Raw genomic sequence first — 23,150 nt, 5'->3', positions numbered from 1 at the left:
TCTTTCTCGTGCTCTTTCCCAGGGCTCTTCTCGGTGCTCCCCGACGCTCAGTGCTCCGGGAAGACGGTCGGGATGGCGGGTTCGCCGCGGGAGAGCTTGAGGCCCTCCCAGGGCACGGAGACGAGGGCCGCCCGCAGCCGCTCGCGCCCCTCCTCGAGGTTCGGCAGGTCGGCGACGGGCTCGCCCTCGCGGACCATCGCGATCGGCAGGACGCGGTCGTGCGGGCCGTGCTCGGGCCGCACGGTGACGGGGTGCACGACCTCCTCGACCGCCGTGCCCGTCGGTTTGTACCGGCGCAGCGCTGACTTCCGCCCGCCGCGGGACTCCTTGCTGCTGGAACGCTTGGCGACCGGCCGGCCGTCGACCTCGACGAGCTTGTAGACCATCCCGGCCGTCGGGGCGCCGGACCCGGTCACCAGGCTCGTGCCGACGCCGTAGGAGTCCACCGGCTCGGCCCGCAGCGAGGCGATCGCGTACTCGTCCAGGTCGCCGGACAGGACGATCTTCGTCCCGGTCGCGCCCAGGGCGTCGAGCTGCTCGCGGGCCTGCCGGGTGAGGACGCCCAGGTCGCCGGAGTCGATCCGGACCGCGCCGAGCTCGGGGCCGGCGGCCTCGATCGCGCGCTCGATGCCCTGCCGGATGTCGTAGGTGTCGACCAGCAGGGTCGTGTTCACGCCCAGGGTCTCGACCTGGCTGCGGAAGGCCGCCGCCTCGTCGTCGTGCAGGAGGACCCAGGCGTGCGCGGCGGTGCCGGCGGTCGGGACGCCGTACCGGCGCCCGGCCTCGAGGTTCGACGTGGCGCCGAACCCGGCCAGGTAGGCCGCGCGGGCGGAGGCGACGGCGGCCTCCTCGTGGGTGCGCCGCGACCCCATCTCGATCAACGGCCGGTTGCCCGCCGCCGTGACCATGCGGGAGGCGGCGGAGGCGATCGCGCTGTCGTGGTTGAGGATCGACAGGAGGAGCGTCTCGAGGACGACGGCGTCGGCGAAGGTCCCGCTGACGGTGAGGATGGGGGAGCCGGGGAAGTAGAGCTCGCCCTCGGGGTAGCCGTCGACGTCGCCGGCGAAGCGGTAGTCCGCCAGCCACTTCAGGGTGCGCTCGTCGAGCGCGCCCTGCAGCGAGGCGAGCTCGGCGTCGCCGAAGCGGAAGTCGCGCAGCGCGTCGAGCACCCGGCCGGTCCCCGCGACGACGCCGTAGCGGCGGCCGTCCGGCAGGCGCCGGGCGAACAGCTCGAACACGCACTGCCGCTCGGCGGTGCCGTCGGCAAGGGCCGCGGCGACCATCGTCAGCTCGTACATGTCGGTGAGGAGCGCGGTGCTGGCGCTCGAACCCGAGGGGCCGCTCATGCGGAGAGCCTATGCGGCGTTCTACGGGAGCGCGTGTGCGTGACACCATGGACACATGTCCGCGCCGCTGAGCTCGCCCACCACCCAGGTGGACCCTGCCCTGGACGAGGACGTCGCGGGAGCCACCCCGTGGCAGGCCGTCGTCTGGAACGACCCGGTCAACCTCATGTCGTACGTCACCTACGTGCTGCAGAAGATCTTCGGCTACCCCGAGCCGAAGGCCACGGCGCTGATGCTCGACGTGCACCACAAGGGCAAGGCGGCCGTCTCCGCCGGGGACAAGGACAAGATCGAGGGCGACGTCGCCAAGCTGCACGCGGCCGGCCTCTGGGCCACCATGCAGCGCACGTGAACGGCTGGAAGCGCGCGGGGCGCGGGGCGCGGGCCCGGTTCGTCGCGACCCTCGAGGAGCAGGAGTCGACGGTCCTGCGCGGGCTGGTCACCGAGGTGACCCAGATGCTCGACGGGCGCACCGCCGACACCCCGCAGGACGAGCTCGCCGAGCTGACCGGCATGCGGACCGGACCGACCTCCCGGCCGGACGACCGGGTCCTTGCCCGCCTGCTGCCGGACTTCACCTCGGAGGACGCCGACCTCGCCGCCGGCCTGCGCTCCCTGCACGAACCCGACCTCATCCAGGCGAAGAAGCACGCCGCGGAGTCCGTGCTCACCGCGCTGCCTTCGCGCGGCGGCCGCGTGGAACTGACGGTGGAACAGGCCGACGAGTGGTTGACGGCGCTCAACGACGTCCGGCTCGCACTGGGGACGGCCCTGGACGTCTCGGAGGAGACGCCCGAGGAGTTCCCGGAGGACGACCCCCGCGCCCCACACCTCGGGGTGTACCACTGGCTCACCTTCGTGCAGGACTCGCTGGTCCAGGCGCGGATGCAGGTGCTGTAGGGGAGTGCGCTCCCCGATCGTGTTCACGATCGCAACGGGTTCGTCGCGGACGGGCCTCCGTGGGGCGGATCGCTGAGATCATCCCGGCATGACCGCTCCTCGGTGGGACGACTCGGGTCCCGTCGTCCCCCGCTCCGCCCTGTCCCTCAGCTACTCACCCGTGCTCCGGGTCGACCCGGAGAGGGTGGAGGGGTTGGTGGGGAGGTTGGAGGGGGTGATCGAGCAAGTCGCACTTGTCGAAGTCGCGCTTAGAACGATCGGTGCAGTTCGAGCTCCAGGTCTTGACGCCGTAAGTGAGAATGCAGCGGCTCAGGCGACGAGAATGGTGGAAGTCAGCAGGTCCTTCCTGGCTGTTTGGCGCGGGCAGTTGGTAGCGGCGGCTGGTGCGCTCGAGAAGCAACGCGATGGCTACGTCACCGCTGACAACGCATGATTCTGATGAAGCGGTTAACGACTGCGCTCGCACTGCTCGCCACGCTCGCGCTTCTTTCGTCTTGTGCCGACAATCCTTCTGACGTTGCGCCTCATGTGCCGCCCTCGGAAGAGATGGACGTACCGGTACCGACCGTTGACGCCCCACTCGACGCCGCAGGTGTTGACCCGTGTGCAGTCCTCGCGAGCGATCGTCTGACGAGGCTCGGAGTGTCTGATCAATCCGCCCGAGATTTCTCGAACGAGAATGCGGGTCGATGCGCGTGGAAGGCTGTAGACAACTCTTTCATGCTTGACCTTGCGGTCAATGTCGAGGCTGGTCTTCGTTTCCCGTATAGCATCAAGGGGTCGTTCCTGTCGTTTCAGGAGACGGAGATCGACGGGTACCCCGCTGTCAATGTCGATCCAGTCACCGCCCCAACGTGCAGCTTCTGGGTTGGTCTGGCGGAGACGCAGTCCTTCAGTGCAGGTGCGAGCAGCCTGTCGACCTCGGCGCCGCCGCTGTGTGAAAAGGCGGAGGCGCTCGCTGTAGAGGTCATCGACGCGCTTCGTAACCGATCCTGAGGGGGAGTCGTGGCGGGGCAGACGTACAACGGGACGGCGGTGGCGTTCGAGGGGATGACGCTGCCGGAGATCCGGGACCCCGTGGCGACCGGGCCGGGGCCGGGGTCGATGCGGGCGGCGGAGCAGGCGCTGGCGGAGGTGTCGCGGAACCTCGCGGACGTCAACGCCGAGCTCGAGGCGCTGGAGCGGGAGTACGCGGACGCGCACGAGGGCGAGGCGGCCGAGGTCACGCGGATGTACCTGCGGAAGCTGGGGGAGCCGGGGCGGGTCGGCACCGTGATGTTCCAGCTGGCTGCGCGGGCGCTGGGTGACCAGGCCGAGTACTACACGGTCGCGAACCGGGAGCTCGCCGCCCTGCGGACCACCGAGGCATTCCCTCGCATGACCGGCAACCCGCACCAGGTCGCCGAGCAGCAACAGTCGGCCGCCCACGTCGCCAACCGCTACCAGGAGAACTCGAACGCGAACCTGACGACCGCGTTCCAGGCCTTCGCCCCGCTCACACTTCCGACGCCCGACACCTCCGCCGTCGCACCCGCTACCGGGCCCGGCTGGCCGCCAGACGGAGGTGCCGGCGTCCCCGCCGCGCCCACCGCAGTGGCGACTGCTCCGCCCGGGACAGGGGTATCGCCGGCGACGCCCGGGATGCCCGCGCCGGTCCCGAGCGGTCCTGCGGACGTCACGACACCGGGCGTGGCGCCGGCCACGACCCCGCCGGGTCCCGCCGCCGCGTTCGGCCGCGCCGGCATGCCGAGCGCCGCGCCGGTACAAGGAGCGCCGTCGGCTCCGGCAGGCGCCGGACAAGCGCCCACGTCGGTCGCAGGGCTGGGTCGCTCCGCCGACCCCGCCACACCGCCGCCCCCGTCCGGCGACCGGCCGTTCGCGCGCCGGGCTCCGGTCGAGCTGCCGCCCGGCGTCCTGGGCCCCTCCGCGCCACGTGCGTCCGGTCGGTACGGCGGCGCGGGCACGGCCGCGCCCTCCGTGAGGCCGATCGAGGGCGGCCGCACCACAGCGCGCCCCACCACCGCGCCCACCACCGCGCTTCCCACCACAGCGCCCCGCACGACCGCCCCGCGCATCGGCGAGCCGGCCCCGCGGCTCGCACCGGGGGAGCGGTTCCGCGGCGCCGACCCGCTCGCCGAACAGGCACGACCCGCCTCGGCGGCGCGGTCGACGTCGTCGCACCTCCCGTACATGCCGGCCGGAGTGGGCGGCACCCGGCGGGGCGAGCCGCACCCGCGCCCGGACTGGCTGGTCGAGGACGATCCCGAGGGCGTGTGGCTGGCCGACGTCCCGAGGTACGGACCGGCCGTCCTGCGCGGCGAGGCCGGGAGTACCGGATCGGGCATGTGAGTCTCGTCGGGCGGATGTGCTCCGGACGGACGCGTTACGTACGCTTGCACCGTGCTGGTCATCCGGAAGGATCTCCTCGACGAGATCGTCGCCCATGCCCGCCGGGACCACCCGGACGAGGCCTGTGGCGTCGTCGCGGGTCCCGAGGGCTCCGACCGGCCCGAGCGGTTCATCCCGATGCTGAACGCGGCGCGCTCGCCCACGTTCTACGAGTTCGACTCGGGTGACCTGCTCCGGCTGTACCGCGAGATGGACTCGCGCGACGAGGTGCCCGTGGTGATCTACCACTCGCACACCGCGACCGAGGCCTACCCGTCGCGCACCGACATCTCGTACGCCTCCGAGCCCGAGGCGCACTACGTCCTGGTCTCCACCCGCGACTCGGCGGAGACGAACCACACGGGCCACGAGTTCCGGTCGTTCCGGATCGTCGACGGTGTGGTGACCGAGGAAGAAGTCGAGGTCGTGGAGACTTATATGTTCGCGCACACCGGCGCGGACGACGTCCCCGACCTCGGCTGACCCGTCCTCGCCACACCATCACCGAACGAACCCGAGCAGGAGCACCGAAGAACCATGGCCGTCACCGTCTCCATCCCGACCATCCTCCGCACCCACACCGGGGGCGAGAAGGCCGTCGAGGCCAAGGGGGGCACCGTCGCCGAGGTGATCGACGACCTCGAGTCGCGGCACGCCGGCCTGAAGGACCGCCTCATCTCGGACGGGAAGCTGCACCGCTTCGTCAACATCTACGTCGACGACGAGGACGTCCGCTTCGCCGGTGGCCTCGAGGCCCCCGTCAAGGAGACCTCGACCGTCACCATCCTGCCGGCCGTCGCCGGCGGCATGCGCTGAGCTGACGGCACCGGGCGGCGGGACCCGAACCCTGCCGCCCTCTGCCCGCTCTTGGAGGAGCGATGGCGCGCTACGACTCCCTGCTGCAGGCCGTGGGGGACACCCCCCTGGTCGGTCTGCCGTCGCTGTCGCCCGCGGAGAACGTCCGGCTCTGGGCGAAGCTCGAGGACCGCAACCCCACCGGCTCGATCAAGGACCGGCCCGCGCTGGCCATGATCGAGAAGGCCGAGGCGGACGGCCTCCTCACGCCCGGCTGCACCATTCTCGAGCCGACCTCGGGGAACACGGGCATCTCGCTGGCGATGGCCGCGAAGCTCAAGGGCTACCGGCTCGTCTGCGTGATGCCGGAGAACACGTCGGAGGAGCGGCGGCAGCTGCTCACCATGTACGGCGCGGAGATCATCTCCTCGCCGGCCGCGGGCGGCTCCAACCAGGCCGTCGCGATGGCCAAGGAGCTCGCCGCCGAGCACCCGGACTGGATCATGCTCTACCAGTACGGGAACCCGGCGAACGCCGACGCGCACTACCGGACCACCGGCCCGGAGATCCTCCGTGACCTGCCCACGATCACGCACTTCGTGGCGGGGCTGGGCACCACCGGCACCCTGGTCGGCACCGGCCGCTACCTGCGTGAGCAGAAGCCCGACGTGCAGATCATCGCCGCCGAGCCGCGCTACGGCGAGCTGGTCTACGGCCTGCGGAACCTCGACGAGGGCTTCGTCCCCGAGCTGTACGACCCCTCGGTCCTCACGGGCCGGTACTCGGTCGGCAGCTACGACGCCCTGCGCCGCACCCGCGAGCTGGTGGAGAAGGAGGGCATCTTCGCCGGCATCTCGACCGGCGGGATCCTGCACGCCGCGCTCGCGGTCGCCGAGAAGGCCGCCGGGTCCGGCGAGAGTGCCGACATCGTGATCGTGGTCTGCGACGGCGGCTGGAAGTACCTCTCCACCGGCGCCTACTCGGGCGAGCTCGACGACGCCGCGGAAGGCATCGAGGGCCACCTCTGGGCCTGAGCCGCCTCACCCCAGGTGGACGGCGGGCGTCGCCGCGGCGACGTCCCGCCGGGTCGCCCTCACCAGCACCAGGATCAGCGACAACCCGACGGCCAGGAACGCGGCCGCCCAGGCGAACGCGACCGTGTAGCTGTGCACCGCCGCGTCGAGCACCTGCGTGGGGTCGGTGATCGGGTTGTCCCGGACGTAGGTGGCCGCCGCCGTGGTGGCGATGGTGTTCAGCAGCGCGGTGCCGAGCGAGGCGCCGACCTGCTGCGTGGCGTTCAGCACCGCACTGGCGGCGCCCGCGTCCTGGTTGCCGACCCCGACGAGCGCGAGATTCGCCAGCGGCACGAACGACAGCCCGAGCCCCAGGCCGAGCACCAGCTGGGCGGGCAGGAGCAGCGACACGAAGGCGCTGTCCGGGGTGATGCGGGTGAGCAGCACCATCCCCGCCGCGGCGACCAGCCCACCCGTGACCATCAGCGGCTTCGGCCCGAACCGCGGCATGAGCTGGCTCGCGATGCCGGCCGCGACCACCACGCCGGCGGTGACCGGCAGCGACGCGAGGCCCGCCTCCAGCGGCGTGTACCCGAGCACCACCTGGAAGTAGAACGTGAGGAACAGGAAGGCGCCGAGCAGCCCGGCACCGACCAGCGTCGAGAAGAGGTAGGCGCCGCCGCGGTCCCGTTGCACCAGCAGCCCGAGCGGGACCAGCGGGTGCGACGACCGGTGCTCGATCACGACGAACGCCACCAGCAGCACGAGCGCGACCCCGAAGCTGCCCAGCGCCCATGGCGAGGACCACCCGTCCTCGCTCGCCCTCGTGAAGCCGTAGACCAGCGCGACGAGCCCGACGGTGACCGAGACGGCGCCCGGCACGTCGTACCGGGTGTCGCCGTCCGCCCGGCTCTCCGGCACGAACGCCCATGCCAGCAGCACCGCGACGACCGAGATCGGCACGTTGACCAGCAGGCACCAGCGCCAGTCCGCGTACTCGGTGAGCACCCCGCCCAGGACGAGCCCGACCGCGGACCCGCCGCCCGCGATCGCGCCGAACACGCTGAACGCCTTCGCCCGCTCGCCCGGGTCGCTGAACAGCACCGTGAGCAGCGCGAGCCCGGCCGGCGCCAGCAGCGCGCCGAAGACGCCCTGCAGACCGCGCGCGGCGAAGAGCATGAGCGCGTTCTGCGCGAGCCCGCCCAGCGCCGAGGCCAGTGCGAACCCGAGCGCCCCGACGAGGAACGTGCGCCGGCGTCCCCAGAAGTCCGCGATCCGCCCGCCGAGCAGCAGCAGGCCGCCGAACGCCAGCGTGTAGGCGGTGACCACCCACTGCCGGTCCGCGTCCGAGATCTGCAGGTCGGCCTGGGCCGTCCGACACTTCTCGTCCGTTTCCCGTTCACGGCAGGGTGACGGTGATCCCGCGTACTCTCGGCCACATGGCTGCGCCGCAGGTACCGAGCTCCCTCCCCGTCGCGCGGTCGTCGCGCGGCATCGCGCGCATCGTCCCGCCGCACCCGCTCCGGGCGGCCGTGGTCATGCTCCTGTTCACAGCGGTGCTCTACGCCGTGGAGTTCTACGACCAGATGTCGGGGCAGTACCTCGACAACGAGGGGATCATCTCCCGCCACGCCGACGGGGCGTGGGGCATCCTCTGGGCGCCGCTGCTGCACGGCGGGTGGCCGCACCTGTGGGCCAACACCCTGCCGTTCCTGGTCTTCGGGTGGCTCGCCATGGCGGGCGGGATCCGGCAGTGGGTCGGCGTCACGGCGCTGATCTGGCTCGGCAGCGGGGCGGCCGTGTGGCTCGTCGGGCCGAGCATGGCGTCGACGATCGGCATGTCCGGCGTCATCTTCGGCTGGCTGCTGTTCCTGCTGGCCAGGGGCTTCTTCGCGCGGTCGGGGCGGCAGATCGCGCTGGCCGTCGTCCTGCTGTTCCTCGAGGGTGGGATGCTGTTCGGCGTGCTCCCCGGCAACCCCGGGATCTCGTGGCAGGCGCACCTGTTCGGGGCGCTGTTCGGGATCCTGGCCGCGTGGATCGTCGCGCGGGCCGACCGCACGCCGGCGCCGGTCTGACGGTCGGCGCCGCACCCCCGCCCCCCGCCCTCGACCACCGCAGGACACCCGTGACCGATCGCCCCGACCCACTCGACGCCCCCATCGGCATCTTCGACTCCGGCGTCGGCGGCCTCACCGTCGCCCGCGCGGTCATCGACCAGCTCCCCGCCGAGCGGATCGTCTACGTGGGCGACACCGCCCACGGCCCGTACGGCCCGCTGCGCATCGCCGACATCCGCCGGCACGCGCTCGCCATCGGCGACGACCTGGTCGACCGCGGCGTGAAGCTGCTGGTCATCGCCTGCAACACCGCCTCCGCGGCCTGCCTGGCCGACGCCCGCGAGCGCTACCCCGTGCCCGTCGTCGAGGTCGTCCTGCCGGCCGTCCGGCGCGCGGTCGCGGCGACCCGCAACGGCCGGATCGGCGTCATCGGCACGAAGGCCACCATCGCCTCCGGCGCCTACACGGACGCCTTCGCCGCGGCCCGGGACGTCGAGGTCACCGCCGTCGCCTGCCCGCGGTTCGTCGACTTCGTCGAGCGGGGGATGACGAGCGGGCGGCAGGTCCTCGGGCTCGCGCAGAGCTACCTGGAGCCGCTGCAGCAGGCCCGCGTCGACACCGTGGTGCTCGGGTGCACGCACTACCCGCTGCTCACCGGCGTCCTGCAGATCGTGCTGGGTCCGGACGTCACGCTGGTGTCGAGTGCGGACGAGACGGCCAAGGACGTCGTGCGCACCCTCATGGCGTCGGACCTCGCGCGGGACGCGGAGACGGACCCGCCGCCCGCCCCGCACGAGTTCCTCGCGACCGGCGACCCGGAGCCCTTCCGGCGGCTCGGCCGGCGCTTCCTCGGCCCGGAGATCGGCCGGGTCCAGCAGGTGGCGGCGGAGGCCGCGGAGGCGCTCCGGTAGCGTCGGAGCGTGATCGGCGTCCTGGAGGTCGTGGCCTACGTGGTCGCGGCGGCCGTCGCGCTGTACGGCCTGTTCACCACCGTCCGCAACCGCCCGCCGGACCGCACGCACCGGATCGCGGTCGGCGTGTTCGAGGCGATCCTGGTCGTCCAGGCGGTGATCGCCGCGGTCCGCGTGTTCACCGGCGTGCAGCTGCCCGAGCAGTCGACCTTCCTCATCTACCTGCTGGTCAGCGTGTGTGTCATGCCCATCGCGCTGCAGTTCGCGACGGCCGAGCCGACCCGCTGGGGCGGCACGGTGATCGCCGTCGGCGCGATCGGGACCGGGGTGGCCGTCTGGCGGCTGCACGACCTGTGGGTCGCCGGCAATGCCTGAGCCCGAGGGCGCGCGGCAGCCGCGCGCCACGTCGAGCGGGCCCGGCCGGGTCCTCATCGCCGTCTACGCGATCTTCGCCCTGTCCGCGACGGCCCGGGCCGGCGTCCAGATCGCGGCGAAGTTCTCCGAGGCGCCGGTGGCCTACCTGCTCTCGGGGCTCGCCGGCGTCGTCTACATCCTGGCCACGATCGGCCTGGCCGGGCGGGGCCCGGGGTACCGGAGGCTCGCCTGGGGCGCGGTCGTGTTCGAGCTGGTCGGGGTGCTGGTGGTCGGCACGCTGACCGTGTTCGACACCGGCGACTTCCCCGACGACACGGTCTGGTCGGTCTACGGGCGCGGCTACGGATTCATCCCGCTGGTGCTGCCGTTCGTCGGGCTGTGGTGGCTGCGACGCACCTCGGCCAAGGGTTAGCCTCCCCACATGAAGGTCGTCGTGCTCGGCTGTTCCGGCAGCGGACCGGGGCCGGGGTCGCCGGCGTCCGGTTACCTCGTGGAAGCGGGGGGCACCCGGCTGGCCCTCGACCTCGGCAACGGCACGTTCGGCGCGCTGCAGCGCGTCCTCGACCCCTGGGCGCTCGACGCCGTGGCCTTCAGCCACCTGCACCCGGACCACTGCGCGGACTTCTCGGCCCTCGCCGTGTGGCGGCGCTACCACCCGGCCCCGCCCTTCGACCCCACGCGCAACCGGCTGCCGGTGTTCGCGCCGGTCGAGGCGCCGGAGCGGCTCGGCGCGGCCTACGCCCCGTCGGCGGCCGAGCGGGCCGGGACCGACCTCGAGGACGTCTTCGCCTTCGGGGCCCTCGGCGACGGCTGCGAGGCCACCGTGGGCGGCGCCGTGCTGCGTGCGGCGGCGGTCGACCACCTCTGCGAGGCGTACGCGCTGCGCGTGGAGCACGGCGGTCGCAGCCTCGTCTACAGCGGCGACACCGGGCCCTGCCGCGGGCTCGTCGACCTGGCGCGGGGTGCGGACGTCCTGCTCTGCGAGGCGTCCTGGCCGCACACGGACGACATGCCGGTGGGCGTCCACCTGTCCGGCCGGCAGGCGGGCGAGCACGCCGCGGCTGCGGGCGTCGGGCGGCTGCTGCTCACGCACGTGCCGGTCTGGACGGATCCGGACGCGATGCTGGCGGAGGCCAAGGCGTCGTTCGACGGGCCGGTGGAGCTGGTCCGCCCGGACGGCGAGTACGAGGTCTGAGCCCCCCTTCCCGGGACGCCGGGACGACGCGGGTTCCTAGGATGTCGGGGTGACGCGAGCAGACGGCAGGAGCGACGACGAGCTGCGCCCGGTGCGCATCACCCGCGGTTTCCAGAAGCACCCGGCGGGCTCCGTGCTCGTCGAGTTCGGGGACACCAAGGTGTTGTGCGCGGCCAGCGTGACCGAGGGTGTGCCGCGCTGGCGCAAGGGGTCGGGGCTGGGCTGGCTCACGGCGGAGTACGCGATGCTGCCGTCGGCCACCAACACCCGGTCGGACCGCGAGTCCGTGAAGGGGCGGATCGGCGGCCGCACGCACGAGATCAGCCGGCTGATCGGGCGGTCCCTGCGCGCCTGCATCGACCTCAAGGCGCTGGGCGAGAACACCATCGCGCTCGACTGCGACGTCCTGCAGGCCGACGGGGGCACCCGCACCGCGGCCATCACCGGTGCGTACGTGGCCCTGGTGGACGCCGTGACCTGGCTGGGCGAGCGCAACAAGCTGGCCGACCCCAAGCCGATCTCGTGCCAGGTGGCCGCGGTGAGCGTCGGCGTCGTCGACGGGCGGGTGCGGCTGGACCTGCCCTACGAGGAGGACTCGCGCGCGGAGGTCGACACCAACGTCGTGGCGACGGACACCGGCACGCTGATCGAGGTCCAGGGCACGGGCGAGGGCGCGACCTTCACCCGCAGCACGCTCGACGCCATGCTCGACTCCGCGCTGGCGGGCATCGTGCAGCTCACCCGCATCCAGACCGAGGCGCTCGAGTCGTGAAGATCCTGCTCGCCACGCGCAACGCCGGGAAGCTCGTCGAACTGCGTCGGCTGGCGGAGGGCTCGGGCGTCGAGGTGCTCGGGCTGGCCGACGTCCCCGAGTTCCCCGAGGCGCCGGAGACCGGCGCGACCTTCGCCGAGAACGCCCTGGCCAAGGCACGCGACGCCGCCGTCGCGACCGGGCTGCCGTCCGTCGCCGACGACTCCGGGCTCGCCGTCGACGCGCTCAACGGCATGCCGGGCGTCCTCTCCGCGCGCTGGGTGGGCCGGCACGGCGACGACCTCGCCAACCTGAACCTGCTCCTCGGTCAGCTGGCCGACGTCCCCGACGAGCGCCGCGGCGCCGCCTTCGTCTGCGCTGCGGCGCTGGTGGTGCCGGACGGTCCCGAAGAGGTCGTGCACGGGGAGTGGCGCGGGCGGCTCGTCCGGGCGCCGCGCGGGACCAACGGCTTCGGCTACGACCCGATCTTCGTGCCGGAGGGGGAGGAGCGGACCTCCGCCGAGCTCAGCCCGGCGGAGAAGGACGCGGCCAGCCACCGGGGCCGGGCCTTCCGCGCCCTCCTCCCGCACCTCGAAGCGCTCTCCTGAGGGTGACGAACGGCGCTCTCGCTCATATCTGGTGAACGAGAGCGCCGTTCGTCCGGCTCAGTCGGTGGGAGCGTCCTCGGCAAGGACCTTCTTGGCGCGGGCGAAGGCGCTGTTGGCGGCGGGGACGCCGCAGTAGATCGCGCTCTGCAGCAGCACCTCGACGATCTCCTCGCGGGTGAGGCCGTTGCGGCGGGCGGCACGCAGGTGCAGCTCCAGCTCGTCGAGGTGCCCGTGCGCGACGAGTGCGGTCAGCGTGATCGCGCTGCGCATCCTCCGGTCCAGGCCGGGCCGGGTCCAGATCCCGCCCCAGGCGTACCGGGTGATCATCTCCTGGAACTCGCCGGTGACGTCGTCGGCCCGCTCCAGCGAGGCGTCGACGTGCGTGGCGCCCAGGACCTCGCGGCGGACGGCGAGGCCCGCGGGATCGAGGTCCAGCTCGCGCTTCTCGGTGCTCACGGGCCGCACGGTAGCCCGGCGGGGGTGGGCGGGCCGGGCGGGTTCCGGTGATCGGAAGCGGCTCGCGGCGGCCGTCCGGGTGTGACGACGGGCGGGGCGGCGCGGTCGGTACCGTCGCGGGAGTGAAGTGGTGGCGGCCCGTGCTGGCAGGGCTCGGCGTGGTGGCACTGGTCGCGGTGGTGCTGGTGGTGGCGCGGGTCTACGGGGTGCCGGGCGTCTCGGACCTGCGGCGCCTGACCGCGGAGGCGGGCCCGTGGGCGCCGCTGCTGTTCCTGGGCCTGCAGGCGGGGCTGTGCGTGGCGCCCGTGCCGCGGACGGTGTTCACGCTGGCGGCGGGCGTGCTGTTCGGCTCCGTGGTCGGGTTGATGGTCACCCTGGCCGCGACCACGCTGGCCGGCGTGCTCGCCTACCTGCTGGTGCGCGCGACGGGCGGGGCGCTCGTCGAGCGGTACGTGCGGGGATCGGCGGTGACCTGGGTGCGCCGGCGCCTCGACCACCACGGCACGCTCGCCGTGACCTCGATGCGGCTCGTGCCGCTGGTGCCCTTCGCCGCGCTCAACTACGTGTGCGGGCTGTCGAGGGTGCGGTTCGTGCCGTACCTGCTCGGGACCGTCGTGGGGATCATCCCCGGGACCGTCGCGATCGTGGTGCTGGGCGACGCCGTCAGTGGCCGGCCCTCACCGGCGCTCGTCGCGGTGTCGGTGGTGTGCGGGCTGATCGGGCTCGCGGGGATCGTCGTGGCGGCGCGCAAGCCCCTTCCGGAGGACGTTCCGGGCGAGGAGCGGCAGGGGGCGCGCTGAGCCTCTGCCCCTGGACTTCGCTACGTCGTCGCTGGTCAGATGGGGTGCCGGCGGCGGGATTCGAACCCGCACTGTCATGATCCTAGGTCATGCGCCTCTGCCAGTTGGGCTACGCCGGCGTCTTCTTGTTCTTTCGTCCGCCCCACGTCTCCGTGATGGCGTGACAGTTGGGCACAGGATACGGAGCGCACACCGACCGTCACTCCTCGGTCCTCACCGAGCGAGGATCCGCATCCCGGCAGCGGAACGATCGCTCTGCGATGTTCCGCTGCCGAGTCGCGGACCATGGCCTGAAGGGTGCGCAGGACCGGTGAGCAGCGGGTCACCGCTCAGATCTTGAGGTCCCGGCGGAGCTTGGCGACGTGGCCGGTGGCGCGGACGTTGTACAGCGCGGCCTCGATCTTCCCCTCCTCGTCGACGAGGAAGGTGGAGCGGATCACCCCGGTGACCGTCTTGCCGTACATCGTCTTCTCGCCGAAGGCGCCCCACTCCCCGAGGACCTTCCGGTCCGGGTCGGACAGCAGCGGGAAGGTCAGGCCCTCCTTGTCCCGGAACTTCGCGAGCTTGGCCGGCTTGTCCGGGGAGATGCCCAGGACGTCGACGCCGGCGTCGTTGAGCTCGGCGAGGTTGTCCCGGAAGTCGCACGCCTCCTTGGTGCAGCCGGGCGTGGACGCGGCCGGGTAGAAGTACACGATGACCTTGCGGCCACGCAGGTCGGACAGCGAGACCGGCTTGTCGTCGGCGTCGGGCAGCGTGAAGTCCGGGGCGGGGTCGCCCGGCGCGAGGCGTGTCGTCATGCCCCGATCCTGTCAGTTCCCCCCGACACCGGGACGCCCGCCGGGCCTGCGCACGACCGCTCGTCTACGGTGTGGCCGAGTCAGATCGAGAGTCATCCCGAGTCACAACCGGACGAGCACCGAGGAGTGTGTCGTGGCCCGCGACCCCGAGAGCATCCAGAGCGAGATCGAGAAGACGCGGGACGCGCTCGCCGACAGCCTGGACGCGCTGACCGACCGCGCGAACCCGAAGCGCTTCGTCGACTCGGGCAAGCAGCAGATCGCGATCAAGCTCGAGGACCCGAAGATCCGCTACGCGCTGATCGGCGTCGGGGCGGTCCTCGCCCTGGCCGTGCTCAAGAAGCTGTTCTCCTGATCGGCTGACGGCGTGGGGGCCCTGCCGGCCCCCGCCCTCAGCGCCGGAGCGACGCCGCGAACTCCACCGCCTGCGCCCGGTCGGCCCCGTCGAGCAGCAGCGCGCGGTAGCGCGCGATGTAGCGGGCCGCGCCGAAGCCGGCCACCGCGACCAGCCGGTCGCCCCGCAGGTACCCGACGACGGTGCCCTTCACCGCTCCGCCGGAGAGCCCCTCGCCGTGCAGCGGCACGATCCCGTCGGCGAGGTCGGGTCGCCCGATCAGCTGGATCTTGAGCCCGAACTGGTCCGACCAGAAGTAGGGGACCGTGGCGGGCGGGGCCTCGGTGCCGGTGATCGCCCGGGCGACGATCGTGGCCTGGTCGGCCGTCGACGTCCAGTGCTCGTGCCGGTGCCGGCCGCCGTGCGCCGGGTAGTCCCAGGCGGCGGCGTCGCCCACCGCCCACACGCCCGCCAGCCCGAGGACGCGGCCCTGCGCGTCGCAGGGGATGCCGTCGGCCAGGTCGAGCCCGGTGTCGGCCAGCCAGCCGAGGTCCGGCCGCCCGCCGATCCCGACGAGCGCGACGTCCGCCCCGATCCGCGACCCGTCGGCCAGCTCGACCGCCACGCCGGAACCGGACGGCTCGACGAAGCCGGTCAGCGCGACGCCCGTCCGCAGGTCCACACCGCCCTCGCGGATCAGTCGCGCGGCGAGCGCGCCGACCTCGGCGCCCAGGCCGCGCACCAGCGGGACCGGTGCGGCCTCGACCATCGTGACCTGCACGCCCTTGCCGATCGCGGTGCTGGCGACCTCGGCGCCGATGAACCCGGCGCCGACCACGAGCAGGGTCGACGCCTTGTCGAGCTCGTCGCGCAGGGTCAGGGCGTCGTCGAGGGTCCGCAGGGTGTGGACGCCCTCGGGCTGACCGGGCAGCCGGCGTGCCTCGACGCCGGGGGCGAGCACGATCGCGTCGGCGGTGAGCACCGCACCGTCGCTCAGCTCGACCTCGCCGGGCCGCAGCGCGACGGCACGCAGCCCCAGGTACATGCGGACGCCGAGGTCCTCGAGCGCGGCCTCCTCCTTCAGCGCCAGCCGCTCGGCCTCCCAGTCGCCGGCGAGGAGCTGCTTGGACAGCGGCGGGCGGTCGTACGGCGGGTGTGCCTCCGCGCCGACGAGGCTGATCCGGCCCTCGTAGCCGGCCTGGCGCAGCTGCTCCACGGTCCGGATGCCGCCGAGGCCCGCCCCGACGACCAGTACGTGCTCCGGCCCACCGCTCAACGTCCACGCTCCTGTGCCCGGCGACTGCGACGCGGCCATCCTGGCCGACGCGCCCGGCCGCTGTCTCGGGGCCCGCGCGGTCTGTTGCGCGACCCACACCGCCGGGTGATCAGCCGGTGCGCGTGTCCGGGTCGAGCCGGGACCGGAGCCGGTCGAGGGTCTGGGCTAGCAGCCGCGAGACGTGCATCTGCGAGATGCCGACCTGCTCGGCGATCTGGGTCTGGGTCATGTTGCCGAAGAACCGCAGCATGACGATGGTGCGCTCGCGCTCGGCCAGCTCCCCGAGCACGGGCCGCAGGGCCTGCCGGTGGTCGACGCGGTCCAGCTCCGCGTCCGCGGCGCCGACCAGCTCGCCGACGGTGGCGCTGCCCTGCTCGGAGGAGAGCATCTCGTCGAGCGACGAGCTGCGGTAGGCCTCGGAGGCCTCCAGGCCCTCGAGGACCTCGGCGACCGGCACGCCGAGCTGCTCGGCGATCTCCGACGGCCGGGGTGCCCGGCCGAGCCGCTGGGACAGGTCCGACACCGCGGCGTTGATGGACACGTGCATGTCCTTGAGCCGCCGGGGCACCCGCATCGACCAGCCCTGGTCGCGGAAGTGCCGGCGGACCTCGCCGCTGATGGTGGGCACGGCGAAGGAGAAGAAGTCCGTGCCCTTCTCCGGCGAGTACCGGTCCACGGCGTTGATGAGCCCGACCGTCGCGACCTGGACCAGGTCGTCGAGCGGCTCGCCGCGGTGGGCGAAGCGGCGGGCGATGTGCTGCGCGATCGGCAGGAAGCCGGTCACCAGCCGGTCGCGCAGCGCCTCGCGGCGGGGGTCGTCCTCGTCGAGCCCGGCGTACTCCGCCAGGAGCGGGGTCAGGTGACCGTACTCGGAGTCGGCCGCACTCACCGGGGGGCTGCGTCGGCGCGCTTGTGCAGGCGGATGCCCACGGTGCCGCTGCCGTTCGCCTCGAGCTCCACCTCGTCGGCCAGGGTCTGCAGGACCCGCCAGCCGAAGGTGTCCGTGGACACGGGGGTGGCCGCGTCGCCGGTGTCGACCTCGGCGTGGACGCGGATGAGCTCCTCGCGCACGTCGAAGGTGCACCGGAGCGAGGACCCCGGCACGGCGACGTCGACCAGGGTCGCGCACGCTTCGTCGACGGCCATCCGCAGGTCCGAGATGGCGTCCAGGTCGAAGTCCGCGCGGGCGGCGAGGTCCGAGGCCACGGCGCGGATGGTCGGGATCAGCGAGGCCGAGGCGCTGGTGCGCACCTCCACCACGGATCCCGGCGTCTCCACCGTCCCCGGGCCGTCTCCGGCACCCACGGGATCCACTTCGGACACGCGACGTCTTCCCTTCGTCACGGACCCGCTCGGGCCCTCGATCCCCATCGTGCTACCCGGGGTGCGTTCTTATCAATCCGGTCGGCGTACTCAACCGGTGGGGCGGTCGCCGTCGACCCGGCCGAGGAGCTCGTCCAGACCCGGGAGCAGCGTGAACAGCCGGTCGGAACCGGTGACCTCGAGCGGCCGCGTGACCGCCCGCGAGCCGCCGAGCAGGTGCAGCGCGCGGCCCTGCGCCTCCGCCCGGTGCGCGGCCCGGATGAGCACCGCCAGCCCGCTCGACGCCAGGAACCCGACGCCGTCGAGGTCGACCGCGGCCACCGCGTCCGTCGGCTCCTGCTCGAGCAGTGCGCCGAGCGCCTCGCCGAGGGCCGGCGCGGTGAGCGTGTCCACCTCCCCGTCGACCACGAGGACGTGCACGCCCGGCGCGGGTCGGGTGAGGCTGGTGTCGAGGCCACCGGGACGGGACGGGCCACGCGAGGCGGGGGACGACAGTGCACTCACCTCCGGCGACGGCGTGCCCGCGCGGATCGCGGACAAGCGGGGACGCGAGACGGCTGCGGGCTCAACCGATCCCGGCGAACCCTACCCATCGGGCGCAGGCGGCCGGGGCGCGGGTGGGCGGGGACGCCATTACGCTCTTCGCGTGGAGACGACCGACCGGCGTGGGCCGGCCGAGGACCTGGCCCAGGAGGTGGCGCAGGGGGTCGCGGAGGGTGGCCTGCCCGGCGGCGCCGGTCAGCTGCCGCAGGTGCTCTACGACGCGCCCGCGGCCGTCCTCATGATCGACCTGGACGAGCGGCGGGTCGTCTACGCCAACGCGGCGGCCGTGGAGCTGACCGGCCACCGCGTCTCACTGCCGGTCGACATCGACGCGTGGGGCGACGCGGCCGGTCTCACCGACCTCGGCGGCAAGCGGATGAGCGAGACGAGCTCGCCGCTCTCGCTGGTCGCGGCCGGCATCCCGGTCGCCGGCGAGCCGGTCGCGGTGCACGACGCCGCCCGGCGCGGCTCGACCGCCACGGAGGAGCAGCGCGAGGCCTCCGAGGGCCGGCTGCTGTGGGTCACGGGCTTCGTCCTGGGGCCGGGCGGGCTGGGCGAGGCGGGGCAGCGGCTGCCGGTCCCCGAGGAGCTGAGGTCCCGGGCGCTGGTGGTGTTCCTGCAGCTCTCCGGCAGCGAGCACGGCGACCGCCGGCGGCTGGAGGTGCTGCGCGACCGCGCGGTCGTCGCCACCGACATGTCCTTCACCATCACCGATCCGCGGCGCGCGGACGACCCGCTGATCTGGGTGAACCCGTCGTTCACGCGGCTCACCGGCTACGCGGTGGAGGACGCGGTCGGCCACAACTGCCGTTTCCTGCAGGGCCGCAACACCGACCCGGCGTCGATCGAGCGGATCCGCGCGGCGCTGCGCGCGCAGGAGCCGATCACCGAGGTGCTGCTGAACTACCGCAAGGACGGCACGGCCTTCTGGAACCAGGTGTCGATCTCGCCGGTGGTCGACGGCGCGGGCGACCTCGTCAACTTCGTCGGCGTGCAGAACGACGTCACCGAGCGGGTGCTCGTCGAGCAGGAGCGCCGGGCGGCCCTGGCCGACGCCGAGGAGGCTCGCAGCCAGCTGCGGCTGCTCGCCGAGGCGAGCACGCAGATGACCGAGGCGCTGGGCGTCGAGGACGCGTGCCACGGCCTGGCCCGCCTGGTCGTGCCGCAGCTCGCGGACGTCTGTGCGGTGGACCTGCTGGACCGCCCGGGCTCCGGGCTCCCGCGCCGGGTCGCGGTGGCCGCCCGCGACCGCGCCGACGAGGACCGGATCGCGCGGATGGGCGACCTGCGGGACCACCGCGGCGGCCGAGGCGGCACCACCGGGCACGTGCTGGCGACGAGCGAGCCGGTGCTGCTGTCGGACCTGCCCGAGCACGGCGCCGACCGCTACGACGACCCGGACGCCGCCGAGCTCTACGACCGCCTGCGGATGCGGTCGGCGATCGTGGTGCCGCTGCGTGCCCGGGGCCGGGTCCTCGGTGCACTCACGCTGGTCACCCAGCACCCGTACGGTCGCCGCTACGGCCAGAAGGACCTGCACCTGGCCACCGACCTCGCCGGGCGGGTGGGGCTGACCGTCGACAACGCGCGGCTCTACGAGCGCGAGCACGCCGCCGCCGCGACCCTGCAGCACAGCCTGCTGCCGGCCGTCCCCGAGGTGGGTGGCCTGCAGCTGGCCGCGCGGTACCGGGTCGGCACGGACGGCAACCAGGTCGGCGGCGACTGGTACGACGTGCTGCCGCTGCCCGACGGCGCGGTCGGCATCGCGGTGGGCGACGTCGTCGGGCACGACCTGTCCGCCGCCGCGGCGATGGGGCAGCTGCGCGGTGTGCTGCGCTCCTACGCGTGGGACGGCGGCCGCCCGGGCTCGGTGCTCGACCGCTGCGACCAGCTGGTGCAGGGGCTGGAGATGGCCTCGATGGCCACCGCGGTGTACGCGCGGCTCGAGCCCCCGGACGCCTCGGGCGACCGGGTGCTGCGCTACGCCAACGCCGGGCACCCCGCCCCGCTGCTGCTCACCCCCGAGGGCGAGCTGCGCCGGCTCGACGAGCACCTCTCACCGATGATCGGGGTCGTTCCGACGCTCGGCCGGGTCGGCGAGGAGGGTCGGACGGAGGCCACGCTGACGGTGCCCGCGGGCGCCCTGCTGCTGCTGTACACGGACGGCCTCACCGACATCGCGGGCGAGGACGCCGACGAGCGCGCCGACCTGCTCGAACGCACCCTGCGGGAGATCCCCGCGGACTCGCCGGCCGAGGCGGTCGTCGACCAGGTGCTGGCGGCCTGCGAGCCGCACCACGTCCGGGACGACATCGCCGTGCTCGCGGTGCGGCTGGAGCGCTGAGGTCGGCCGGCCCTTCCCGCTCATCCCGTGTTGACGACCGCTGCACCCGATCGGAGTAACCGACTGCCTGCCGCTGGCGCCCGCTCACGGACCCGTGCCGTCCGTTCGGCGTGCAGGGCGGCAAAGCGGGACGCGGACAGGAAACGATGCCGTTGACACCGGTCGACAGGCCGGAAGCGAGACGGTCGGCAACGGCGCCGATCGGGCAGGGGGCGAACGAAGAATGGTGGCGGTGCCGGACATCGAGGGCATCGGCACGCCCGCGCAGCGCCGCGGCGGGCCGTCCCGGGTGCCACCTGCGCGACGGCGGCTGGTGGCCGTCGCGGTGAGCCCGATGGAGCTTCTGCGGCCGGAGTCGGATCTCGCGCGCGTGGTCGCCGACGCCGGCCGAGTCGACCTGCTCCTCGCGCGGACGGACGCGCCCGCCGTGTCGGCGGTCCCGGCGCCGGGCTTGGTGGCGGTCCCCGCGCAGCTCGACGGCGCCGCGAGCCTGCCCGTCCCCCTCGACCGCACCGACGTCCGGTTCGACGGCCCCGACGCGGTCCGGTACGCCGACGACCTCGATCTCGACGACCTCGACGACCTCGACGACTACGAGGACGACGACTTCGACGACGAGGACGAGGACGACGACGGGGTCGCCACCGCCGTCGAGGCGCTCGGGCTGCAGGACGTGCACGTCCACCGGCTCGGGCTGCCCGGCCGGATCGGCACCACCGCCGAGGACGACCTGGTCGCCGCCCTCTCCGAGCTCGTCGGCTTCGACCCCGAGCCGGGCGTGTACTGCGTGGCCCCGCTGCCCTCGCCGGCGGACCCGGAGCGGACGACGATCGTGGCCGCCGTCCAGCGGGTGGTGCGGGTCTACGGGCTGCCGCTGCTGCGCTACCGATGTCTCGAGCTCAGCGTGGTCGGCGACGCTTAGCATGGCCTGAATCACGTCGTCAAGGGGTTGGCCGAAGGTCGTCCGAGGTACCCCGTTCCCGAAGCGAGCGCCGGCGGGACCGGCCGGCGCGAGACAGGGCAAGGAACGACGACACCCGCTTCCCGGAGGCCGCCAGCGGCTGGGTCGGCGACCGCGACGTCATCGCCTCGGTGTTCGAGGCGGTCGGGCTACGAGGCGATCGGGCTACGACGCCTGAGGCCCCCGGGCACCCTTCGACACGCCGAAGGGGCGGTCCCGGATGATCCCGGGACCGCCCCTTCGCCGTGTCGGTCCTCCCGCGGCCCCCGACGCCGCGGGAGGGACGCCTCGGCCGCCGCTCAGCTCGCGGACACCAGGCGCTTCTGCTGGTCGCGACGCTCGAGCAGCACGCGGCGCTCGGACTCTCCCAGGCCGCCCCACACACCGAACGGCTCGCGCGTCTCGAGCGCGAACTCCCGGCACATGTCCATCACGGGACAGCGCTGACACACCGCCTTCGCCTGGGCCGTCCGGCGGGCGCGCGAAGGGTTCCGCTCGCCGTCCGGGTGGAAGAAGACCGCGCTGTCCATGCCGCGGCACGCGCCCAGGCGCTGCCACTGCCAGGCGTGGTCCATGGGCCCAGGGAGGCGGGACACGTCGCTCACTCGGCTCACCTTCGCTCTCGTCGGAGGGCCCGACCACGTGCCGGGCGATCTGCCGCGGCGTTCCCCAGGGTCTGCTCGGCCAAACGCCGGATGAGCCGGAACACAGTGGAGAGAGCGAAGTCGTCCGGGCACGGACGACCGCGGCGGAGACCGGCCGGAGCCGACCCCGCGGGTGTCGCCGCAGCTCAGAGCGGCCGCAGAGGATCCCGCGATCGGCGCCGGCCCGCACGCCGACACACCATGATTGTGACTCTCGTCACAGCGGAGCCCGAGTGGATCAGGTGGCCTCGAGGGCCTGCTCGACGGTGTCGTGGATGTCGAACATCGGGACCAGCCCCGCGATCGAGAGCGGGCGCAGCACGCGGCGACCGGTGCACGCGAGCCGGAGCTCCACCCCGGCCTGGTGCGCGGCCTCCCGCACCTCGATCAGCACCGCGAGACCGCTGGTGCCGAGGAACGTGACGCCGTCGAGCGCCAGCACGACGAGCTGGGCGCCGTCGGACAGCTGACCGAGCACGACCGAGCGCAGCTGCGGGGAGGTCAGCATGTCGACCTCGCCGCCGACCTCGACGACGACCTGCCCGTCGCCCGCGGGCCGCGTGGAGACGGTGATCTGGTCGTCCGACTCGCCGCGGCGGACCGCGGCGCCGGAGGCGTCGTGCGTGTGCTGCATTGGCGGAACGGTAAGGGCTGCCGGACCTCACTGCCACTCGGAGCGCGACCCCTGTGGCCCGCGCCTCCGCCGGCGCGGCGAACGGTCCCCGAGCGGCGGTGAGGGCGCTCAGCGCAGCTCGTGGTGGCTGTCGTCGGGCCGCCGGGTGTGCCCGGTCCGGCCCAGCAGCTCGAGCAGCGGGACGGCGACGCGGCGACTGGTCCCGAGCGCCTGCCGCGCCTCGCTGAGCGTGAACACCGGGCCGATGGTCCGCAGCACCTCGACCGCCCGGTCCGGGGCGTCCGGCAGCAGTACCACGCCGCGTGCGAGCTCGACCAGCTCGCCCGCCCGCACGAGCGCCGCGAGCTCCTTCGTACCGAGTCCGAGCTGCGCGAGCCGGTCGCCCCGGCGTCAGAAGCCCAGCTTGCGCAGCTGCTTCGGATCCCGCTGCCAGTCCTTCGCCACCCGGACGTGCAGGTCCAGATAGACCCGGGTGCCGAGCAGCTCCTCGATCTGCCGGCGGGCGGTCGTGCCGACCTCCTTGAGCCGGCTCGCCTTGTGGCCGAGCACGATGGCCTTCTGGCTGGGCCGCTCCACGTACAGGTCGGCGTAGATCTTCATGACCTGACCCTCGGGGATCATCTCCTCGACCACCACGGCGATGGAGTGCGGCAGCTCGTCCCGCACGCCCTCCAGCGCGGCCTCACGGATCAGCTCGGC

The 23,150-nt window shown here is 73.3% G+C and carries 30 protein-coding genes, 1 tRNA gene and 1 pseudogene; 19 read left to right on the top strand and 13 right to left on the bottom strand.

All coding sequences use genetic code 11. The features are described 5' to 3' along the window. Positions 1-47: 47 nt before the first annotated feature. Entirely contained in the window at positions 48-1,346 is a 1,299-nt protein-coding gene (locus tag AB0B41_RS13280; protein ID WP_358202430.1) for a nicotinate phosphoribosyltransferase, read from the bottom strand. A gap of 55 nt (positions 1,347-1,401) precedes the next feature. On the opposite strand from AB0B41_RS13280, the gene clpS reads away from it, so the two are divergent. The 8 genes from clpS to AB0B41_RS13240 all read left to right on the top strand — a co-directional run bounded on the left by clpS (position 1,402) and on the right by AB0B41_RS13240 (position 6,463). Then, positions 1,402-1,698, top strand: a complete 297-nt coding sequence (gene clpS / locus AB0B41_RS13275; RefSeq protein WP_037050048.1) for an ATP-dependent Clp protease adapter ClpS — start codon at positions 1,402-1,404, stop codon at positions 1,696-1,698. Further along, positions 1,695-2,246, top strand: a complete 552-nt coding sequence (locus AB0B41_RS13270; RefSeq protein ID WP_358202427.1) for a DUF2017 domain-containing protein — start codon at positions 1,695-1,697, stop codon at positions 2,244-2,246. Before clpS ends, AB0B41_RS13270 begins: the two co-directional genes overlap by 4 nt. Before the next feature lie 88 nt (positions 2,247-2,334). Then, complete coding sequence (locus AB0B41_RS13265; protein WP_358202426.1) at positions 2,335-2,679, top strand: PE domain-containing protein; 345 nt, start codon at positions 2,335-2,337, stop codon at positions 2,677-2,679. Continuing rightward, a complete protein-coding gene (locus tag AB0B41_RS13260) occupies positions 2,676-3,242 on the top strand; it encodes a DUF3558 domain-containing protein (RefSeq protein ID WP_358202424.1) in 567 nt (188 codons plus the stop codon). Before AB0B41_RS13265 ends, AB0B41_RS13260 begins: the two co-directional genes overlap by 4 nt. Before the next feature lie 9 nt (positions 3,243-3,251). Further along, a complete protein-coding gene (locus AB0B41_RS13255) occupies positions 3,252-4,595 on the top strand; it encodes a hypothetical protein (protein WP_358202422.1) in 1,344 nt (447 codons plus the stop codon). Between the two features lie 51 nt (positions 4,596-4,646). Further along, a complete protein-coding gene (locus AB0B41_RS13250; protein WP_037050057.1) occupies positions 4,647-5,117 on the top strand; it encodes a M67 family metallopeptidase in 471 nt (156 codons plus the stop codon). A 54-nt stretch (positions 5,118-5,171) separates the two neighbouring features. After that, the gene (locus AB0B41_RS13245; RefSeq protein ID WP_037050058.1) at positions 5,172-5,450 is read left to right on the top strand and encodes a MoaD/ThiS family protein; all 279 of its coding nucleotides are present in this window, start codon (positions 5,172-5,174) and stop codon (positions 5,448-5,450) included. Positions 5,451-5,512: 62 nt separating this feature from the next. Continuing rightward, positions 5,513-6,463 (top strand): cysteine synthase, encoded by a 951-nt coding sequence (locus AB0B41_RS13240; protein WP_358202419.1) that lies wholly within the window; start codon positions 5,513-5,515, stop codon positions 6,461-6,463. A gap of 6 nt (positions 6,464-6,469) precedes the next feature. On the opposite strand, the pseudogene AB0B41_RS13235 reads toward AB0B41_RS13240, so the two are convergent. Then, positions 6,470-7,807: pseudogene (locus tag AB0B41_RS13235) on the bottom strand (DHA2 family efflux MFS transporter permease subunit); the annotation flags it as partial. Positions 7,808-7,881: 74 nt separating this feature from the next. On the opposite strand from AB0B41_RS13235, the gene AB0B41_RS13230 reads away from it, so the two are divergent. The 7 genes from AB0B41_RS13230 to rdgB are packed head-to-tail and all read left to right on the top strand — an operon-like array spanning position 7,882 to position 12,339. Continuing rightward, the gene (locus AB0B41_RS13230) at positions 7,882-8,517 is read left to right on the top strand and encodes a rhomboid family intramembrane serine protease (RefSeq protein WP_358202416.1); all 636 of its coding nucleotides are present in this window, start codon (positions 7,882-7,884) and stop codon (positions 8,515-8,517) included. Between the two features lie 50 nt (positions 8,518-8,567). Further along, positions 8,568-9,410 (top strand): glutamate racemase, encoded by an 843-nt coding sequence (gene murI / locus AB0B41_RS13225; protein ID WP_358202414.1) that lies wholly within the window; start codon positions 8,568-8,570, stop codon positions 9,408-9,410. Between the two features lie 9 nt (positions 9,411-9,419). Further along, positions 9,420-9,785 (top strand): hypothetical protein, encoded by a 366-nt coding sequence (locus AB0B41_RS13220; RefSeq protein ID WP_358202412.1) that lies wholly within the window; start codon positions 9,420-9,422, stop codon positions 9,783-9,785. After that, the gene (locus AB0B41_RS13215) at positions 9,778-10,197 is read left to right on the top strand and encodes a hypothetical protein (protein ID WP_358202410.1); all 420 of its coding nucleotides are present in this window, start codon (positions 9,778-9,780) and stop codon (positions 10,195-10,197) included. The genes AB0B41_RS13220 and AB0B41_RS13215 overlap by 8 nt, the downstream gene beginning before the upstream one ends. A gap of 9 nt (positions 10,198-10,206) precedes the next feature. Continuing rightward, a complete protein-coding gene (locus AB0B41_RS13210) occupies positions 10,207-10,980 on the top strand; it encodes an MBL fold metallo-hydrolase (protein WP_358202407.1) in 774 nt (257 codons plus the stop codon). A gap of 49 nt (positions 10,981-11,029) precedes the next feature. Next, positions 11,030-11,752: a ribonuclease PH gene (rph, locus tag AB0B41_RS13205; RefSeq protein WP_358202405.1), complete on the top strand. Its 723-nt coding sequence runs from the start codon at positions 11,030-11,032 to the stop codon at positions 11,750-11,752. Further along, positions 11,749-12,339 (top strand): RdgB/HAM1 family non-canonical purine NTP pyrophosphatase, encoded by a 591-nt coding sequence (rdgB, locus tag AB0B41_RS13200; RefSeq protein ID WP_358202402.1) that lies wholly within the window; start codon positions 11,749-11,751, stop codon positions 12,337-12,339. Before rph ends, rdgB begins: the two co-directional genes overlap by 4 nt. 57 nt (positions 12,340-12,396) lie before the next feature. Here rdgB and pcaC read toward each other — a convergent pair whose 3' ends face one another. After that, the gene (gene pcaC, locus AB0B41_RS13195) at positions 12,397-12,795 is read right to left on the bottom strand and encodes a 4-carboxymuconolactone decarboxylase (protein WP_358202400.1); all 399 of its coding nucleotides are present in this window, start codon (positions 12,793-12,795) and stop codon (positions 12,397-12,399) included. Between the two features lie 122 nt (positions 12,796-12,917). Here pcaC and AB0B41_RS13190 point away from each other — a divergent pair, with 122 nt between their 5' ends. After that, on the top strand, positions 12,918-13,595 hold the full coding sequence (locus tag AB0B41_RS13190; protein ID WP_358202398.1) for a TVP38/TMEM64 family protein: 678 nt from the start codon (positions 12,918-12,920) through the stop codon (positions 13,593-13,595). 45 nt (positions 13,596-13,640) lie between these two features. Here AB0B41_RS13190 and AB0B41_RS13185 read toward each other — a convergent pair. Together AB0B41_RS13185 and bcp are read right to left on the bottom strand one after the other, a co-directional pair. Further along, positions 13,641-13,714: transfer RNA gene (locus tag AB0B41_RS13185), tRNA-Leu, on the bottom strand. Between the two features lie 210 nt (positions 13,715-13,924). Further along, positions 13,925-14,392 carry a thioredoxin-dependent thiol peroxidase gene (bcp, locus tag AB0B41_RS13180; protein ID WP_358202396.1) on the bottom strand — a complete coding sequence of 156 codons (468 nt, stop codon included), beginning with the start codon at positions 14,390-14,392 and terminating at the stop codon, positions 13,925-13,927. A gap of 133 nt (positions 14,393-14,525) precedes the next feature. Between bcp and AB0B41_RS13175 the strand changes: the two genes are divergently transcribed. Next, the gene (locus tag AB0B41_RS13175; protein WP_037050206.1) at positions 14,526-14,747 is read left to right on the top strand and encodes a DUF3618 domain-containing protein; all 222 of its coding nucleotides are present in this window, start codon (positions 14,526-14,528) and stop codon (positions 14,745-14,747) included. Between the two features lie 37 nt (positions 14,748-14,784). On the opposite strand, the gene AB0B41_RS13170 is transcribed toward AB0B41_RS13175, so the two are convergent. The 4 genes from AB0B41_RS13170 to AB0B41_RS13155 all read right to left on the bottom strand — a co-directional run bounded on the left by AB0B41_RS13170 (position 14,785) and on the right by AB0B41_RS13155 (position 17,829). Next, a complete protein-coding gene (locus AB0B41_RS13170) occupies positions 14,785-16,002 on the bottom strand; it encodes an FAD-dependent oxidoreductase (protein WP_358202393.1) in 1,218 nt (405 codons plus the stop codon). Between the two features lie 109 nt (positions 16,003-16,111). Further along, a complete protein-coding gene (locus AB0B41_RS13165; RefSeq protein ID WP_037050089.1) occupies positions 16,112-16,891 on the bottom strand; it encodes a SigB/SigF/SigG family RNA polymerase sigma factor in 780 nt (259 codons plus the stop codon). Beyond that, the gene (locus AB0B41_RS13160; protein ID WP_358202391.1) at positions 16,888-17,307 is read right to left on the bottom strand and encodes an ATP-binding protein; all 420 of its coding nucleotides are present in this window, start codon (positions 17,305-17,307) and stop codon (positions 16,888-16,890) included. The genes AB0B41_RS13165 and AB0B41_RS13160 overlap by 4 nt, the downstream gene beginning before the upstream one ends. A gap of 108 nt (positions 17,308-17,415) precedes the next feature. Then, positions 17,416-17,829: an STAS domain-containing protein gene (locus tag AB0B41_RS13155; RefSeq protein WP_358202388.1), complete on the bottom strand. Its 414-nt coding sequence runs from the start codon at positions 17,827-17,829 to the stop codon at positions 17,416-17,418. Between the two features lie 142 nt (positions 17,830-17,971). Between AB0B41_RS13155 and AB0B41_RS13150 the strand changes: the two genes are divergently transcribed. Beyond that, on the top strand, positions 17,972-20,212 hold the full coding sequence (locus AB0B41_RS13150) for a SpoIIE family protein phosphatase (protein ID WP_358202386.1): 2,241 nt from the start codon (positions 17,972-17,974) through the stop codon (positions 20,210-20,212). A gap of 232 nt (positions 20,213-20,444) precedes the next feature. Further along, a complete protein-coding gene (locus tag AB0B41_RS13145; protein ID WP_358202383.1) occupies positions 20,445-21,134 on the top strand; it encodes a hypothetical protein in 690 nt (229 codons plus the stop codon). A gap of 338 nt (positions 21,135-21,472) precedes the next feature. On the opposite strand, the gene AB0B41_RS13140 is transcribed toward AB0B41_RS13145, so the two are convergent. The 4 genes from AB0B41_RS13140 to AB0B41_RS13125 all read right to left on the bottom strand — a co-directional run. Then, a complete protein-coding gene (locus tag AB0B41_RS13140) occupies positions 21,473-21,778 on the bottom strand; it encodes a WhiB family transcriptional regulator (protein ID WP_037050093.1) in 306 nt (101 codons plus the stop codon). A 277-nt stretch (positions 21,779-22,055) separates the two neighbouring features. Beyond that, positions 22,056-22,451 (bottom strand): STAS domain-containing protein, encoded by a 396-nt coding sequence (locus AB0B41_RS13135; protein ID WP_051737928.1) that lies wholly within the window; start codon positions 22,449-22,451, stop codon positions 22,056-22,058. 108 nt (positions 22,452-22,559) lie between these two features. Continuing rightward, a complete protein-coding gene (locus AB0B41_RS13130) occupies positions 22,560-22,784 on the bottom strand; it encodes a SelB C-terminal domain-containing protein (protein ID WP_358202381.1) in 225 nt (74 codons plus the stop codon). A gap of 57 nt (positions 22,785-22,841) precedes the next feature. Then, on the bottom strand, positions 22,842-23,150 hold a 309-nt coding region (locus AB0B41_RS13125; protein WP_358202378.1), incomplete at its 5' end, for a KH domain-containing protein.

The organism is Pseudonocardia sp. NPDC049154 (assembly GCF_040648315.1).
In the GTDB taxonomy this organism is placed as follows: Bacteria; Actinomycetota; Actinomycetes; order Mycobacteriales; family Pseudonocardiaceae; genus Pseudonocardia.
Note: the sequence above shows the minus strand (reverse complement) of the source record. Positions and strands in the feature narration are given on the sequence as shown.

Coding starts and splice junctions, on each gene's coding strand:
- AB0B41_RS13280 (WP_358202430.1), bottom strand. CDS start 1,346: ATGAGCGGCCCCTCGGGTTCGAGCGCCAGCACCGCGCTCCTCACCGAC.
- clpS (WP_037050048.1), top strand. CDS start 1,402: ATGTCCGCGCCGCTGAGCTCGCCCACCACCCAGGTGGACCCTGCCCTG.
- AB0B41_RS13265 (WP_358202426.1), top strand. CDS start 2,335: ATGACCGCTCCTCGGTGGGACGACTCGGGTCCCGTCGTCCCCCGCTCC.
- AB0B41_RS13260 (WP_358202424.1), top strand. CDS start 2,676: ATGATTCTGATGAAGCGGTTAACGACTGCGCTCGCACTGCTCGCCACG.
- AB0B41_RS13245 (WP_037050058.1), top strand. CDS start 5,172: ATGGCCGTCACCGTCTCCATCCCGACCATCCTCCGCACCCACACCGGG.
- AB0B41_RS13240 (WP_358202419.1), top strand. CDS start 5,513: ATGGCGCGCTACGACTCCCTGCTGCAGGCCGTGGGGGACACCCCCCTG.
- AB0B41_RS13230 (WP_358202416.1), top strand. CDS start 7,882: ATGGCTGCGCCGCAGGTACCGAGCTCCCTCCCCGTCGCGCGGTCGTCG.
- AB0B41_RS13215 (WP_358202410.1), top strand. CDS start 9,778: ATGCCTGAGCCCGAGGGCGCGCGGCAGCCGCGCGCCACGTCGAGCGGG.
- AB0B41_RS13210 (WP_358202407.1), top strand. CDS start 10,207: ATGAAGGTCGTCGTGCTCGGCTGTTCCGGCAGCGGACCGGGGCCGGGG.
- bcp (WP_358202396.1), bottom strand. CDS start 14,392: ATGACGACACGCCTCGCGCCGGGCGACCCCGCCCCGGACTTCACGCTG.
- AB0B41_RS13135 (WP_051737928.1), bottom strand. CDS start 22,451: ATGCAGCACACGCACGACGCCTCCGGCGCCGCGGTCCGCCGCGGCGAG.